At 53.9% G+C, this 15,259-nt stretch carries 14 protein-coding genes; 10 read left to right on the forward strand and 4 right to left on the reverse strand.

Annotated elements, in window-relative coordinates; translation table 11 throughout:
* Positions 1–79: 79 nt before the first annotated feature.
* From ET33_RS20535 to ET33_RS20565, 7 genes are all read left to right on the forward strand, one after another.
* Positions 80–979: a carbohydrate ABC transporter permease gene (locus tag ET33_RS20535; RefSeq protein ID WP_036686102.1), complete on the forward strand. Its 900-nt coding sequence runs from the start codon at positions 80–82 to the stop codon at positions 977–979.
* Between the two features lie 13 nt (positions 980–992).
* Positions 993–1,823, forward strand: coding sequence for a carbohydrate ABC transporter permease (locus ET33_RS20540; RefSeq protein WP_036686105.1), 831 nt, complete (start codon positions 993–995; stop codon positions 1,821–1,823).
* 340 nt (positions 1,824–2,163) lie between these two features.
* Positions 2,164–3,027 (forward strand): ABC transporter permease, encoded by an 864-nt coding sequence (locus ET33_RS20545; protein ID WP_235206785.1) that lies wholly within the window; start codon positions 2,164–2,166, stop codon positions 3,025–3,027.
* A 13-nt stretch (positions 3,028–3,040) separates the two neighbouring features.
* Positions 3,041–3,928, forward strand: coding sequence for a carbohydrate ABC transporter permease (locus ET33_RS20550; RefSeq protein WP_179223559.1), 888 nt, complete (start codon positions 3,041–3,043; stop codon positions 3,926–3,928).
* Between the two features lie 68 nt (positions 3,929–3,996).
* Positions 3,997–5,661: an extracellular solute-binding protein gene (locus tag ET33_RS20555; RefSeq protein WP_051775473.1), complete on the forward strand. Its 1,665-nt coding sequence runs from the start codon at positions 3,997–3,999 to the stop codon at positions 5,659–5,661.
* An 82-nt stretch (positions 5,662–5,743) separates the two neighbouring features.
* The gene (locus tag ET33_RS20560; protein WP_036686112.1) at positions 5,744–6,538 is read left to right on the forward strand and encodes a response regulator transcription factor; all 795 of its coding nucleotides are present in this window, start codon (positions 5,744–5,746) and stop codon (positions 6,536–6,538) included.
* Positions 6,528–8,381 carry a sensor histidine kinase gene (locus tag ET33_RS20565; protein WP_036686114.1) on the forward strand — a complete coding sequence of 618 codons (1,854 nt, stop codon included), beginning with the start codon at positions 6,528–6,530 and terminating at the stop codon, positions 8,379–8,381. The genes ET33_RS20560 and ET33_RS20565 overlap by 11 nt, the downstream gene beginning before the upstream one ends.
* Positions 8,382–8,414: 33 nt before the next feature.
* On the opposite strand, the gene ET33_RS20570 is transcribed toward ET33_RS20565, so the two are convergent.
* Positions 8,415–8,825: an AbrB/MazE/SpoVT family DNA-binding domain-containing protein gene (locus ET33_RS20570; protein WP_036686117.1), complete on the reverse strand. Its 411-nt coding sequence runs from the start codon at positions 8,823–8,825 to the stop codon at positions 8,415–8,417.
* A 316-nt stretch (positions 8,826–9,141) separates the two neighbouring features.
* On the opposite strand from ET33_RS20570, the gene ET33_RS20575 reads away from it, so the two are divergent.
* Together ET33_RS20575 and ET33_RS20580 are read left to right on the forward strand one after the other, a co-directional pair.
* The gene (locus ET33_RS20575; RefSeq protein ID WP_036686119.1) at positions 9,142–9,726 is read left to right on the forward strand and encodes an RNA polymerase sigma factor; all 585 of its coding nucleotides are present in this window, start codon (positions 9,142–9,144) and stop codon (positions 9,724–9,726) included.
* Positions 9,707–10,492 carry a DUF4367 domain-containing protein gene (locus ET33_RS20580; protein ID WP_036686121.1) on the forward strand — a complete coding sequence of 262 codons (786 nt, stop codon included), beginning with the start codon at positions 9,707–9,709 and terminating at the stop codon, positions 10,490–10,492. The genes ET33_RS20575 and ET33_RS20580 overlap by 20 nt, the downstream gene beginning before the upstream one ends.
* A gap of 259 nt (positions 10,493–10,751) precedes the next feature.
* On the opposite strand, the gene ET33_RS20585 is transcribed toward ET33_RS20580, so the two are convergent.
* The 3 genes from ET33_RS20585 to ET33_RS20595 form a co-directional block, all read right to left on the reverse strand.
* A complete protein-coding gene (locus tag ET33_RS20585; protein WP_051775475.1) occupies positions 10,752–11,213 on the reverse strand; it encodes a hypothetical protein in 462 nt (153 codons plus the stop codon).
* 181 nt (positions 11,214–11,394) lie between these two features.
* Positions 11,395–13,134, reverse strand: coding sequence for a DUF4179 domain-containing protein (locus tag ET33_RS20590; protein WP_036686123.1), 1,740 nt, complete (start codon positions 13,132–13,134; stop codon positions 11,395–11,397).
* Positions 13,115–13,684 (reverse strand): RNA polymerase sigma factor, encoded by a 570-nt coding sequence (locus ET33_RS20595; protein ID WP_036686125.1) that lies wholly within the window; start codon positions 13,682–13,684, stop codon positions 13,115–13,117. Before ET33_RS20595 ends, ET33_RS20590 begins: the two co-directional genes overlap by 20 nt.
* 214 nt (positions 13,685–13,898) lie before the next feature.
* Here ET33_RS20595 and ET33_RS20600 point away from each other — a divergent pair, with 214 nt between their 5' ends.
* Positions 13,899–15,257: a protoporphyrinogen/coproporphyrinogen oxidase gene (locus tag ET33_RS20600; RefSeq protein WP_036686128.1), complete on the forward strand. Its 1,359-nt coding sequence runs from the start codon at positions 13,899–13,901 to the stop codon at positions 15,255–15,257.
* Positions 15,258–15,259: the final 2 nt, after the last annotated feature.

Raw genomic sequence — 15,259 nt, forward strand, 5'->3', positions numbered from 1 at the left:
ATCCACTTAAAAAGCGGGGGACGTCATCCTGTTCAGTCTGACACAGTTCCCCTGCCTCTTTTGAAAGGGAGGTTTCCCTATGGCAAGCCGTTCGGTTTGGAAGCGGAAGCTGAGAAGCACGATAACCGGCTATTTGTTTTTGCTCCCTACCCTGCTGGTTATCGGCACGTTTTTGTTTTTACCCGTCTTTTATTCGCTGTTCCTGTCGTTTCATAAAGTGAATCTGCTGGGCGATGTCAGCTACAAGTTTGTCGGATTCACCAACTTCGAACGGATGGCGCAGGACGAACGGGCATGGATCGCGCTGAAAAACACCGCCTCCTTCGCCGTCTTCGTCGTGCCGCTGCAAACGGCGCTGGCGCTCGGACTCGCGTCCATTTTGAATGCGAAGCTGAAATTCCAGAATTTTTTCCGCATCGTCTTCTTTATGCCGACTGTGACCTCGTCCGCCGTGCTGACGCTCATTTTCATGTGGATCTATAACTCCAACGGGCTGCTCAACAAGGCACTGCAAGCGATCGGACTGCCCGGCTACAACTGGCTCGGCGATCCCGCAGTGGCTCTCAAAGGGATCATGCTGATGAACATCTGGTCGACGGCGCCGTTTTTCATGGTCGTCTTTCTCGCCGCGCTGCAGGACATTCCGGATGCGCTCTACGAGTCGGCGATGCTGGACGGAGCGGGCGCGTGGAAACGATTCACCGCCATCACGCTGCCGATGCTGAAGCCGGCGACCTTCTTCACCGTCGTCATGGGCATTATCGGAACGTTCCAGTTGTTCGACCAGTCGTACATTTTCTCGGCAGGGTCCGGGGGGCCGAACAACTCCACCCTGACCGTGGCGCTGCTGATTTACCAGTATGCATTCAAAAACTTAGACTTCGGCTACGCCTCCGCCCTCGCCGTCGCGCTGGCTCTGGTCATCATGATCGCGACGTTGCTTCAGCGGAAGTTGTTCGCCGAAGAGAAACTGAACTGAGGAGGCCGAGACGATGGTTAAACAGCCGAAACCGTGGGTCAAGTATGTCATTTACGCACTGCTGTTCCTGTATGCTGCGGTGACGATGGTACCGTTCCTATGGGCGCTCTCCTCCTCGTTCAAGACGCTGGAAGAGATTGTCGCCGGAGGCATCAATTTTATTCCCAAGAATTTTACGCTGCAAAACTACTACGATATTTTCGTCCGCGAGCCGCTGTTCCTCCGATGGATGACCAACAGCGCCTTGATCGCGGTCGTGGCGACAGTCTGCAACATTTTGTTCAACTCGATGGCCGGCTATGCGCTTGCGCGCATCGATTTCATCGGCAGCAAAGTGATGTTCCTCATCATTCTGGGCGTGCAGATGATTCCGGGCCAGCTCACGATCGTGCCCGCGTACTTGATCATGAAAGAGCTCGGATGGCTGAATTCGTACGCCGCGCTGACGGTGCCGATGATGGCCAACGCCACGTTCACGTTCATGATGCGCCAGTTCTTCATCAACTTCCCGAAGGAGCTGGAGGAAGCGTCGCAGCTCGACGGACTGAGCCGCTTCGGCATCTTCTTCCGCATCGCGCTGCCGCTGGCCGTTCCGGCGCTCGCCGCGCAGATGATCTTCGTGTTCATGGGCGCCTGGAACGAATTCCTGAAGCCGCTCATGTTCGTTTCCGACAAATCGATGTTTACGCTGACGCTCGGCCTTAACACCTTCAAAGGCCAGTACATCAGCTACTGGAACTACATCATGGCCGCGTCGATGGTGTTCACGCTGCCGGCGCTGCTCATTTACGCCTTTTTCAACCGCTTCTTCATCAAAGGCATTACGTTTACGGGCGGTAAGTAAAACCACACAAAAACATAAGCTGACAATTGAGCGGTCTCCAACCGGGACGATTTGGTTCCCGGGGAGACCGCTGTTTTTTTGTTCTCCGCCGACCTCTCCCCTCCAATCCTCTCATAACGGAAGAAAATAATTCCTGATCATTGATTTATATAACATTTCATTGATTAGACAAGTAGCCGCGCGCATCGTATCCCTTTTAAGATAAAGACAGATCGACAATACACAGGAAAGGGTGGTCCGTTTGAAACAAACCGCGACAGCGGTCCCTGAGGATCGTCCGGCGGTGAAGCCGGGGAAGACGAAGGTCGCGGCCTGGCTCCAGCAATGGGATCTGCAGCTTATGGTGCTGCCCGCGCTCGTCTTGATTTTGATTTTCAGCTATTTCCCGATGTATGGCGTGATCATCGCATTTCAGGATTACTCGGTGTTTAAAGGATTCGCAGCCAGCCCGTGGGTAGGCTTCAAGCATTTCGTCGATTTCTTCCAAGCGCCCGAGCTTGGCGTCGTGATGCGAAACACCATTGTCATCAGCTTCCTGAAGCTGGCCATCGGCTTTCCGGCGCCGATCATTCTCGCAATTCTGCTGAACGAAGTCAAAAATATGTTTTTCAAACGCGTCGTGCAGACGGTCAGCTACTTGCCGTATTTCCTGTCTTGGGTCATCGTCGCCAACTTCGTGATCTCCCTGCTTTCGACCGATAATGGAAGCGTAAACATTTTTCTCCAAAAGATCGGGGTCATCGACGAACCGATTCCCTACTTGTCGGTTACGGAATATTTCTGGACCATTCTCGTCACGACGAACGTATGGAAAGAGATTGGCTTTGCCTCTATCGTATACTTGGCTGCAATCGCTTCCATCGACCCTCATCTGTACGAATCCGCCGCTATCGACGGCGCGAGCCGTTTTCGCATGACTTATTTGATAACGTTTCCATGCATTTTGCCCGTCGTGATGATTTTCTCTATTCTGGCGATCGGCAATTTGCTGAACGCGGGCTTCGAGGACTTGCTGCTGCTGGGCGTCAACCCGGCGCTGCGCGACGTATCGGAGGTTCTGGACACGTACGTGTACCGGATGGGGATTACGTTAAACCGCTATTCGTTCGCGACAGCCGTCGGCTTGTTTAAGGCCATCGTCAGCGTCGGTCTGCTGACTCTTGCGAACTATCTCGCGAGACGAACCGGCAACAGCTTGTGGTAAGGAGGATGTATTGATGAAGCTGGCATTGGAAGATCGCGTCTTTAGCATCGTTATCCATATTGCGCTGCTCTTTCTGGCCTTCGTAACGTTTTATCCGTTCTGGAACTCCGCGGTCATCTCGTTCAACCTCGGTTCGGATACGAGTCTCGGCGGCATCACGTTCTGGCCCAGAGCTTTCACGCTGGAAAATTACCAAGTCGTGCTAAAGGACGTTAAAATATTGAAAGGCTTCGGCGTTTCCATCGCCCGTACGCTCGTCGGCACCTTTCTGACGATCGCGGCGACGTCCATCTTTGCGTACGGCATGTCCCGCAAGGAGCTGATCGGCCGGGGCTATTACATGACCTTCTGTATTATCACGCTTTATTTTGGCGGCGGTTTGATTCCGACCTACCTGCTGATTCGCGGTCTCGGCCTGTTCGATTCGTTCTGGGTATTCGTCATTCCGTCGATCATCAGCGTATGGAGCATGATCATCTTCCGCACGTTTTTCCGGGGAATCCCGGCCGGTCTCGAAGATGCGGCGCGGATTGACGGCTGCGGCTACTGGGGCACGTTCCTGCGCGTTGTGCTGCCGCTGTCCGGTCCGGTCGTCGCCACGCTCTCGCTGTTCACGGCCATCGCCCACTGGAACGACTGGTTCGTCGCTTCCATCTATATCAACAATCAGGACCTGCTGCCGGTGCAGGCGCTGCTGAAGCAGACGCTCGATTCCAATATCGCTTCTGAGCTGACCCAGGACTCAGCGGCTCAAAGCTTCCTCGCCAAGCGTCAATCGTACACGACCAAGTCGCTGACGATGGCTACCATGATGGTCACGACGGTTCCGATCATCCTCGTCTATCCGTTCTTGCAGCGGTTTTTCGTCAAGGGCGTACTGGTCGGTTCCCTGAAAGAATAGTCCGGGCTTCAAAGCGCACCGCTTTAAGCATAGCTTGAAATGACAATGGGAAAGGGGCTATACAGACAATGAACAATTGGGTCAAAAAAGGAATGGGTCCGCTGGCAGCCGTCATGGCGCTGGGGACGGTTATCTCCGGATGCTCCGGCGGAGGCAGCGCTCCCGCCGACAAAGCGGCGGCGCCAAACGGAACGCAGACGCCGGCCGCCTCGTCAACGGAGCCGTGGAAGGTAGGCAGCGAGCCGATCAGCTTCACGCTCTTCGGCAACTACGGCTGGTACACGATGCCTCCTTGGGGCAAAGACGTATTCTCCAAGCAAGTACAAGAGCAGTTCAAAATCAACATAACCGCCATTAACGCCGGGGGCAATGCGGAAGCCAAGCTGAGCACGATGATCGTCAGCAAGGACTTGCCTGATGTCATCTGGGGCGACCGCGACAAGTTCGAGCGGCTGCGCGAGAACGGCGTCCTCGTGCCGCTTGACCCGTATTTAGACAAATACCCGAACCTGAAAAAATGGGCGGGCGACGAAATTCTGAACATGCTGCGCTCCAAAGACGGCAAGCTGTACATGTTCCCAAACTGGTACACGAACAAGCCGACAGGCAATGCCGGCTACGTCATAAACAAGAAAATTTACGAAGAGCTCGGCAAGCCGAAGCTGGAGACGACCGACGACCTGTACAACTATCTGAAGCTCGTCAAAGAGAAATATCCGAACATCATCCCGTTCGAGCCGGGCCAGGCCAAAGAAGGCAAAGGCGTCGACCTGCTGTTCTCCGCCTTCGCAGAGAACAATCCGGCGAGCTACGCGGGGACGCTGCGCGCCGTGCCGAAGGACGGCAAGTTCACGTCGCTCTTCGCCGATCCGGTGTACAAGGAAGCCATGATCTTCGTCAACAAGCTGCACCGTGAGAAGCTGATGACGCAGGATGCGCTGACGCAAACGGTCGATCAGGTACGCGAGAAGCTCAACACAGGGCGCGTCGCCGTGTATGCGGATATTACCGCTACCGACTATGCTTCCAAAGCGGACGCCGAGCTTTCCAAGTCCGATCCGAATGCCGGATACTTCATGATCTGGCCGATCCACAAGCCGGGACTGGATAAGAACAAAATCATGGTGGCCCACTACGACCGTCTGGGCTGGAACGCCGCCGCGATCACGGCGACGGCCAAGGACCCCGAGAAAATTTTTGCGGTGCTGGACTGGATGACCAGCCCAGACGGCATGCGTCAAATCGTATGGGGTCCGGAAGGCATGTATTGGAAAGGTCTGGACAGCGAAGGCTTGCCGAACTTGACGGACAAATTTTTCAGCGAGCCTGCGGAGCGCACGAAAAACATGAACGCGACGAACGACCTGCAATTCGTCGGAAACTCGACGTACAACGATAAAATCAAAGTGAAGGCCGAGCTCTCCTTGCCGGAGGAGAAGCGTTCCTGGGAAACGAAATATCAGGATGCCATCACCTGGAAGACGCATATGGACCTGACGGCGCTTCGCGGGATCGAGCCTCCGCAGGACAGCCCGGAAGGGATCATTCGCGAGCGCTGGATCGAGCTGTACAAGAAAGTCCGCGCCCAAGCGATTCTGGCCAAAAGCGAGCAAGAAGTCATTGAAATCATCGACAAAGGCGAAAAAGACGCGCAAACGCTTGGCATCGACAAGCTTAACGAGTATTTGACAAAACGCTGGAAGGAAAACGAAGAGAAAATGAAGAAGAAATAGTCCATGCGGACAAGGCAGGGTGCGCTATCGGCGCACCTGCTTTTCCATTTCATTCGAAGATCCAAGGCCGAGGAGGACCGACATGTACAAAGTGCTGATCGCAGACGATGAGACGCTGGATCTGGAAGGAATGAAGACGTTTATTCCTTGGGAGTCGCTCGGGATGGAGATTGTGGGCGCCGTGACGAACGGGTTCTCCGCTTGCGAGCTGATCGAGACCCAGAAGATCGATGTGCTGGTTACCGACGTCAATATGCCCAACATGTCCGGACTCGAGCTGGCGAAGCGCGTGAAGGAACGGTTCCACGACGTGCGGATCGTTTTTGTCAGCGGTTACAGAGATTTTCAATATGTGAAGGAAGCCCTGACCTTGCAAGCTTACAGCTATGTGCTGAAACCGATGAACGAGGACGAGCTCATTCAATCGCTTGAGCGTATTCGGCGGGATCTGGATGACGCCCGCAAGCGCGAGCAAGCGGAGCATGAAGTCCGGCAGATGCTTTCAGGCGGCGCAAAGCCCGCTCCATCTCCAGCTGTGGCCGCGGACGGGATGGGTAAAAACGGGAAGCTGATTCAAGAAATTATCGGCATGATGCGCAGCGGACTGGATCAGCCGCTCACGCTGAAGGAAGTGGCGGATCAATTCTCGTTTTCGCCGAATTACCTCGGGCAAATGTTCAAGGAAGCGACGGGCCAGACGTTCCATGAATACCTGGTCGCGCTGCGTATGGAAAAAGCCGGGGAGCTGCTTCGCGATCCGAAGCTGCGCATTTATGAGGTGGCTTATCGGGTCGGCTACCGCTATATCCCTTATTTCAGCAAGCAATTCAAAGAAACGTACCGGATGACTCCGCTGGAATTCCGCAATGGCCAATAGCCGATTCCGGTCCGCACTCCGTCGATCCCAGCGAAACACCGCGGCCGCTTCGGGGCCGAAAGCGCGGTACATGCCCTTCGGGTACAAGCTGATGCTGTCCTATATGCTGCTTACCTTGGTTCACGTCATCTTGTTCGGTTATTTGGCCAATTGGATCTTCGTGGATTCGGTCCGCAAGCAGACGAGCGAGAACGTTCAGGCGGCGCTGCGCCAAATGAAGGACAATATCGAGTACCGGATGAAGGATACGGTTCGTCTGTCGGATATGATCTACTACGACGAGACCGTGGCTTCCCGGCTGAGAAGATTGAACGAAGGCTACTACGGCTACGAATCGGTCACGCAGTATTTGGAGCCCAAGTTCGATAGCGTTATCAAGGCGACGAACCACCGCATCTGGCTCGTCGTTTACTTGCGCAACGAAACGTTGCCCGAAATCTACTCGTTTTATAACGATTCGGACCCGCTGACCTATGCCGGCAAAAGCTATAACATGATGTATTTGAAGCGGATCGCCGACAACTCGTGGTATAAGGATTTTCCCCCGGAGCGTTACGGGGTGACCATGCAGTGGCAGCAGATCGACCGGGACGCCGAGTTCGGCAATATTTCGCTCCTGCGGCGGCTCGTGGACACGGCTTCCTTCGGCCGCCAGTTAGATTTCGGCTTCATGCGGCTAACCGTCAAGCTGACGGAGATGTTCGAGACCGTCTCTCCGGATTTCGGGGAAGGCACGTCGGTTCGGATCCAGGACGGGAAAGGACAGATTTTGTTCGAGCGGGGCGCCTGGACGGCGGGAAGGATTGCCGAGGTCGGGGAAAGCAACTACTTGACGATTACCGAGCCGTTCCAAGACTTGGATTGGAAGCTTGTAGCCAGCATCCCGAAGGAATGGGTCGAGAAGGATGCGAAGAAAGTGAAGGTGCTGACCGCCGTCATCGGATCGGCCAGCTTCTTGCTCTTTCTCGGCGTAGGCGGTTTCCTGTCGCGCTACTTCTCCAAACGGGTGTCGCGCATTGTGACGGTGCTTGATTCGTTCCGTCACGGCAGCTTCCATAAGCGGATACGCTTCAAGGGAAAGGACGAGTTCTCGACGATCTCGCAATCCATCAACGCGATGGCGGAGCATATCGACGGGTTGATTCAACAGGTGTACGTTGCCGGCATCAAGAAGAAAGAAGCCGAGCTGGAATCGCTGCAGGCCCAGATCAATCCGCATTTTCTGTACAATACGCTGTCCTCGATCAGCCTGCTGGCCAAGTTCGGGCAAGTCGAGCAGCTGCACCGGATGGTCAGTAATCTGGCGCTGTTCTACCGGCTTTCGCTCAACGAAGGGCGCACCATTATTCCGGTAGCGAACGAGCTGGAGCAGGCGAAGGCCTATCTCGATATTCAAAAGGTGAAGTATACCGACCGGCTGGACGTACTGTTCGAGATCGAGCCGGAGCTGCTGCGCTACGAGATGGTCAAGCTGATTTTGCAGCCGTTCTTGGAAAATGTGCTGAAGCATGCCTGGACGGGCGACCGGGTGCATATCCGGGTAGCCGGTCGCCGGATCGGCGACGATATCGAGTTCCGCATCATCGATGACGGCGTCGGGATGACGCCGGACACGCTGCGGCGCATCTCGCAGTTCGACGATGGCGAGGAAGCCGGGTACGGCATCCGCAACGTTCACCAACGGATCGAGCTGCATTACGGCAAGCCGTACGGCGTAAGCATCTACAGCAAGCTGGGCATCGGGACGTCGGTGACGATCCGGCTGCCGTGCGTGCCGCGGACGGCGCCATACGTATCCAGCCGGGCGGAGCTGGGTGCCGGACGGCGCCCGGAGGAGGCGTGAGGGTGTTGAAACGAGCTTCCCGTAGGGGGAAGCTTATTTCAATTGCTTGAGTAGTTGGCTAACCCAGCCCTGCGATATGCCAACCAGGTTACCCCATTCGGCTTGCGAAGCGGATGGATGCTGTTCCATCACCGCGGTCAGGCGGAGCATCGTATCCTTATTCCGTTTTCGTTTCGTTCCGGTTACCGATTCGTCATTCCTGCCCGACTCCTTTAAACAGGCCTTGCAGATAAAATGTCCTCGAAAAAAGAAAAGCTGCTCGTCGGAGGAACAAAAAAGACATTCCTCCGCGCGGTATTTCCGGATCAGCACCTGCCTTTTTTCATCATCGACAAAAAATTCAATCGCATCGCCAAACTCTATGTTCAAAGTTCGTTGCAGTTCAATCGGCAGATTAATGCGTCCTAGATGATCCAAATGTCGGACAATGCCCGTTTTTTTCATTTTCCCGAACTCCCGTAACCTAGAATAAGCTTAGTAGTGCGAATCCCCGTCAGAGAAAAGGATAAAAATGCCACCGTCAGCTTTTGGAGTTCCATTCCGTTATAGAAGTGATGGACCGCCTTCTCTCTGGGCGCGTCGGGATGCTTTGGACAACTGCCAGGAGTCGAGCTAACCCTACTAAGACACGCTTTCTACTACATATAACGATCTATCCCGAACAAATTTGACGAAAAAAAATTACAAAAATAAGAAACTTATTACATAAAATGCTCGTTCAAACAATTGTATATAACAGAATGGTGTTGGAGGAGTATACATGGAGCAATGGCTCACGTTCTTACGTAATCATTTCCATCACCTGGACAACTCATCTCAAGAATTGATCTATCATTCTTTTCGGGAACTGATCTATCACGACATATACTTTTTGTTCAGGGATCATGCTTTAGCCGAAGATGTTGTACAAGAATCATTCTTAAAAGTGGTAGAGAAAGCGCCGAAACTGGAAAATACGGTAAATATGAAGGCTTGGCTCAAAAAAGTAGCCCGGAATACCGCTTACGATTGTTTTAAAAAAAACAAAAAATACCGGCATGTATCCGACCTGCAGCTCGTTAAAGACAGTGAATACTTTTCTCCGACCGAAGAACGCACAGTGGCCGATCAGGTGGAAGAAAAAATCCGTGACGAACTGCTTCACGAAGCCCTGAATCAATTGAACTTCAAATACAGGCATGTGTTGCTTTTATTCTACATCGAAGAAAAATCATACCGGGAGATCGCACAGGAATTGCAGATATCGGAACAAGCCCTCGCTCAAATCCTGACAAGGGCCCGCAAGAAATTGTTTTATTATTTCTCGAGAAAATGGGTTGATCAAAATGAATCATTTAGACCATGATGATCACAAGCTGAAGGAATTGTTGAAACGAAACTATGTCCGTGTCGAAATCCCCGATGGCGCGGCGTCTTGGCAGCAAGTACAGCTCAGGCTAAAAAAGATCGGCCGCCGTAAAATGTTCATCCGGCGCATCAAGCTAACGGCTGCGATTATCGCCTGCTCCTTGGTCATCAACTTTTTGATGAATGACAATTTTCCTACCTCCTATGCGAATATTGCCTCGCTGCTTAAAAAGGTTCAGGGCAATATCATAGAAATTTTTTATGAAGCGCCGCCGGCTCGGGACTCTACACACGCTAAAACAACTGCGCCTCCGGAAGAAAAGCCGCCTGCTTCGAATCACCCTAGCAGCAGCTTCGATCCCGAAAAAACCAGTTTGGAAGAAGCTAAAAATAAATTGGCCTTCCCTCTCTTGACTCCATCCTATGTACCTGAACGATTCAGGTTAGATGCCGTATTCGTAACGAAGGAACCGAACGGAACGTATCATGATGCCTACTTGGAATACCTCGATGAACATGGAGAGTTGTTAAAGATCAGTCAACGAAAAATTGAAGGAAAAACAGGGGCAATTAAAACCGATATTCATAGCGATTCGGGCGAATTTATTGATGTTTTTGTGGGTGAACATCCGGCGGTTTTATTCGCGGATCGGAATGGCAGCATAACGAGCTTGGAATGGCTGACGAAAGACAGAATTAAAATCTATATCTCCGGACCCGTCGCCAAAGAGGATATTTTAAAGATTGGAGCATCATTACAATGAATAGCGAACAAGGGGAGCCCTCTGGAGCTTGTTGAGAAACCCGCTTCGCGTAGAAAAATCTCTGCATACGCCGGTGGGGTATATCCCTCCAGCCGCTCTTGAAACCCGTGAACTTGATTAGAATTTGCGGTACTTTCACGGGTTCCAAAGGCGGACGTAAACTCTTACGGGATATACCCCACCTCTATTTGTCTGAGTTTTTCTACTTCAGGGTTTGTCAACACTCTGAAGGGGAACATCCCCTGTTCGCTTTTTTTCTTTAATCCGGAATGAGCAAGGTGGAGGAATAACGAGCGCCATCTTCCTTTGTGCTACCGTAAGTAATCCAATGGGACGATTTCACCCGATAATAATAGCCGCTCGAAACGGACAAATTGTCGATGGTCTTATTGATGCGCGATGCATTGCTCATCTCCGCCTTCTCTCCTGTGTATACGTCAATCCATTCACTTCCCGTCCAACGCTGTAAAACCAACTGTATCCCGACCGAATCCACTCTACGGGTCGCAATGCTTTCCCCCCATAGACTTGCCTCTCCATTCCCGCTATAACTTATGTAAGCAGAACCGTTTTCAAGGTAATTAAAATTGGGATCAAACGGGGTAAATGAAGTGACAACTTCCGGCGGTGGCGGCGTTTGAGCTGCCATAGCTTGTCCGGGAATTGCCAGAGCAATCGCAAGCACGGCCATGATTACAGTTTTTGCAGCGAATGGTCTCAACACGGATTCCTCCCTAAAAATTCGATTCATTATCCTTAACGCCTTATCTATTAAAAATCTAACGCTTTATTTTCATCGACTCATCCCAAGCAACCGAACGCATGACTACGTACAAAAAAGCCCGCTCCCGGCCGAACCGGAGGCGAGCTTTTGTATTGTTTTGTCTTGGCGATTTTCCAAATTAAGGTTTTGCGACGATCGGCACTTCCCACTTCACATCGCGGTGCTGCTTTTGCACGGCCTTATACGTGACCGTCAATTCCTTCGGCTCCTTCTCAAGCTGCGGGATCACCAGCACGCCCTGTTGGCTGACCGTGCCGTCAGCGTTGCGGGTCGACGTTTTTTGCAGCAAAGCATCGTACTCCTTGCCCGTCTCGTCCTTGACCTGCCAAATATCCAGCGCAACGACGTCCTTGGCCAGCTCCGCTTGAAGCTCGATCACCCCGCCTGTACCGCTAACGGTCTGATTCCCGATTTTGGTTTCCGCAGGGTCCGTCTTCATGGCAAAGTTGCTGAAGGTGAGCCGGGTTCCTTGGTCCTCCGCCTGAACCGGCTTTTGCTGCAGCTGGGCAGGCTTCAGCTTCGCGCTGAAATTGGCCAGTTCATTCGTGTAAACGGAGTGCAGTCTGAACGTAAGCTTCCGGTCGCCGCTCATTGGCACAAACGTATGCCACAATTGCATGACCTCGTCCGTTCCCGTGCCCGTAATCCCGTTTACAATCGTGTTTTTCTCGATGCTCAAGTCTCTGTCGCGCAGCAAGCCGTCGTCTCCCGCCGCCACAACCTTCCCTTGCTCGTCGACAAGCTCGTAAGCGATTTTGTATTCCTGAATGGCACGACTGAGCTGGAAAGACTGGAATCCACCCGGGCCCGGATTCATCTCCTCGGACAGACCGTTCTGCTTCATGATCTGCTTCTGCCGCTCGCGAACTTCGGGAGTGAGCTGGGTCTCCAGCGACAGCAGCGTGGCACTAGGCGCGAAATCGACCTTCTTGAAGTCGATCTTCAGCCCTTGCGACGACGTATACTGCTGGTTGACCGCTACCGATTTCGTCGCCCGCTTCGCTTCGGCCATATCGATCGGAACCGACAGCTTCCAGCTTCCTTCTTTACCGTCGAGCTTCGCCCAATGCACCTCGGCGGTCAGTTCGTCCGGCAGCTCTCTTCCGGTGGCGGTCAGTCCGGTCAATTCCTGGCGAATCATGATATACTCGCCTTCTTTCCTCATCGTCCATCCCCATCCCGCTTCTTCAGGCTTGATGAGAGGCGTTCCGTTTTTGTCCTTAAGGACAAACTCTTCCAATCTGTTTTTCCGTTCTCCCAGCTTTAACATATCGAAATCGATTTTGTTGCCGTTCTGGTCTATCGCTTCGCACATGACCGCAACGCGCAGCGTATCCGCCAATACCTCCTTGATCTTTAACGTGATGCCTTGATCCGTTACGCCGAGATCAAGCTGCTTCGAGAAGCCTTGCTTGACGGCCTCCTTGATCCCTTGGTCCACGTCCTTACTGTTGCTGAAAATGCTTTTCACATAATCCGCGAAGGTCGGCGATACGAAGGTACCCAGCGATATGGCTACGGCCAATCCGGCCACAACAATGGTTACTTTTTTCAAAATGTCCACACTCCTCTTTTTCCAATCGATACGTTTGGGTGCGGAGTCCGGCGTTTCGGCCGCTTGCGGCTGCTCGCCCGGCACGTAAGGGTCCAAGCGGTCCAATATGGCCTGGGTAAATCCATCCTCGGGCTGCACTTCTTCGAGCGCCGGATCAAAGTCGTCCAGCGAAGTCAGGAGTCGTTCCATTTCGTTCCGGCAATCGGCGCAGCTCTCCAAATGGCGTTCCCACTGTCTGGCTTCAAACGGAGAAAGGTCTTGGTTCAGTTCCGCGGCCAGCCGATCAGCTCTGACGCACTTCATAGATGAACTCCCCCTCTACTCCGGAATTGGACATGCTCTCCCGCAGCTTCTGCCTGGCGCGGTACAGACGCATCTGCACCGTGCTTATGGGAACCGAAAGCCGTTCCGCAATTTCCTGATAGCTTAAATGTTGCACATATCTCATCACAAACACCGCACGCTGGCTCTGATCGAGCTCCATAATCCGCTGCTCCAACGCCTGTCTCCGTTCCTTCTCCAAGTAGGCGGTTTCCGGAGTTTCTCCCTGCATGAACTCGGCGTCGAAGCCGGTGATGTCGGGTCTGCGCTTGCGCTTGCGCAGCTCGTCAATACAGCGGTTGGCCGCGATCCGGTACAGCCACGCGGAAAAGCTGTGCCCCGGCGTATACTCGTTCAAATGATTATACGCTTTAATGAACACCTCTTGGGCAATGTCCTGCGTATCCGGCGAATGACCCAGCATGCGCCGAAGCAGGGCAAATACCCTTCCCTTGTATTTATCGATAATTTGAGCGAACGCCTGCTTGTCTCCATTCAGAATCCGCCCAACGATTTCAATGTCATTGTCCATCCTAGCCCTCCCTGTCCCAAAAGGTTCGCTGCGCAGCATCTGCCTTTTGCGGCAGTTACATTAGGTATGACGCTGAAGAAATGGAAATCTTTCTCTAACTGGAAAAATTTTTTCGCCGCCATCCGGTTCCTGTCACAAACCGCTCTCCTTGTTCGCCATAACGAGTAGCAACGCTGTTTTCCGGAGTGATCCGAACCCAAAGGAGGAAATAGTCATGAATCGAAAACCGTTCGACGCTGCCGTGATCGGCGGGGGGCTTGCGGGATGGATCGCCGCCATCGAGCTGGCGCGGGCGGGCAGATCGGTCGTCCTTCTGGAACAATCGGACCGGATGGGCGGACGGGCGAGAACGGCCGACAAGAACGGCGTGCTGTTGAATCTCGGAGGCCATGCGCTGTACCGCAGCGGGGAGCTGCATGCCTTGCTTCGGGAATGGGGCGTGCCGTTTGAGGGAGGTCCTCCCTCTTCCAAGATGTCCGCCATTTGGAGCAATCGGGTCTTCCCCATGCCTGCGAGCCCGATCCAACTGCTCGCCTCCCGCCTGCTCTCATGGACAGGCAAAGGCGAGTTGGTGCGGCTTCTGCTGAAGCTTGGGCGGACCGATACGGACATGCCGGAGAACGCCAGCCTCCGGGATTGGGCCGAGAAGGAAGTCCGCGATCCGATGGTGCGGCATATTTTTTACGCCTTATGCCGGATAGCCACCTACACCCAAGACCCCGACCGGCAATTGGCCGGACCGGTGCTCAGGCAGGTGCGGCGCTCGCTGAAAGACGGCGTGCTGTACTTGAACGGGGGCTGGCAGACGATCGTCGACCGCTTGGAAAAGATGGGGGCAGCCGCCGGGGTTCACGCGCGGTGCGGCAAAGCGGTAAGCGCCATCGAGCAAACGAACGGAGCCGTGAGCCGGGTCGTCTGTACGGACGGCGAAGCGTTCGAGCTCGCACATGTGATCAGCACGCTGCCGCCAGCAGACACCTGCCGGTTGGTGAGCAACGCGGAGCATACCTCGCTGTACCGTTGGAAGAAGGAAGCCCGGCCTTCGATGGCAGCTTGTCTGGACCTCGGGCTGAAGCAGCTCCACGGCCCCGTCAGAGATATCGCTATCGGACTGGATCAGCCCGTGTTCTTCAGCAATCATTCAGCAGGCGCGAAGCTAAGCAAGCATGGTACAATAGTCGTACATTTGGTCAAATATAACGGCCCCGGCGAGAGCGATCCCCGGGCGGACGAACGCCTGCTGGAGCAAACGATGAGTCTTCTCCATCCGGGCTGGGAGCAGGAGGTCGCGGTGCGGCAATATTTGCCCAATATGCCGGTCGTCCACGACTATATGCACCTGGGGCGCACAGATCGTTTCCCGGGTCCGGCCGTACCGGACATTCAGGGACTTTACGTAGCCGGAGACTGGGCCGGTCACGGGGAGATGCTGGCGGATGCCGCGGCGGCAAGCGCCAGAAGGGCCGCACAGCGGGTTCTTGCGGAGCTGGACCGGCCGCGCGCCGAACCGGTTTGTGCGGACGAGACGCCCGAGGGCCAGAGGCCGTACGAGATTTCGAAGGGAGGCGCTTAGAC

Source organism: Paenibacillus tyrphae (assembly GCF_000722545.1).
Classification (GTDB): Bacteria; Bacillota; Bacilli; order Paenibacillales; family NBRC-103111; genus Paenibacillus_G; species Paenibacillus_G tyrfis.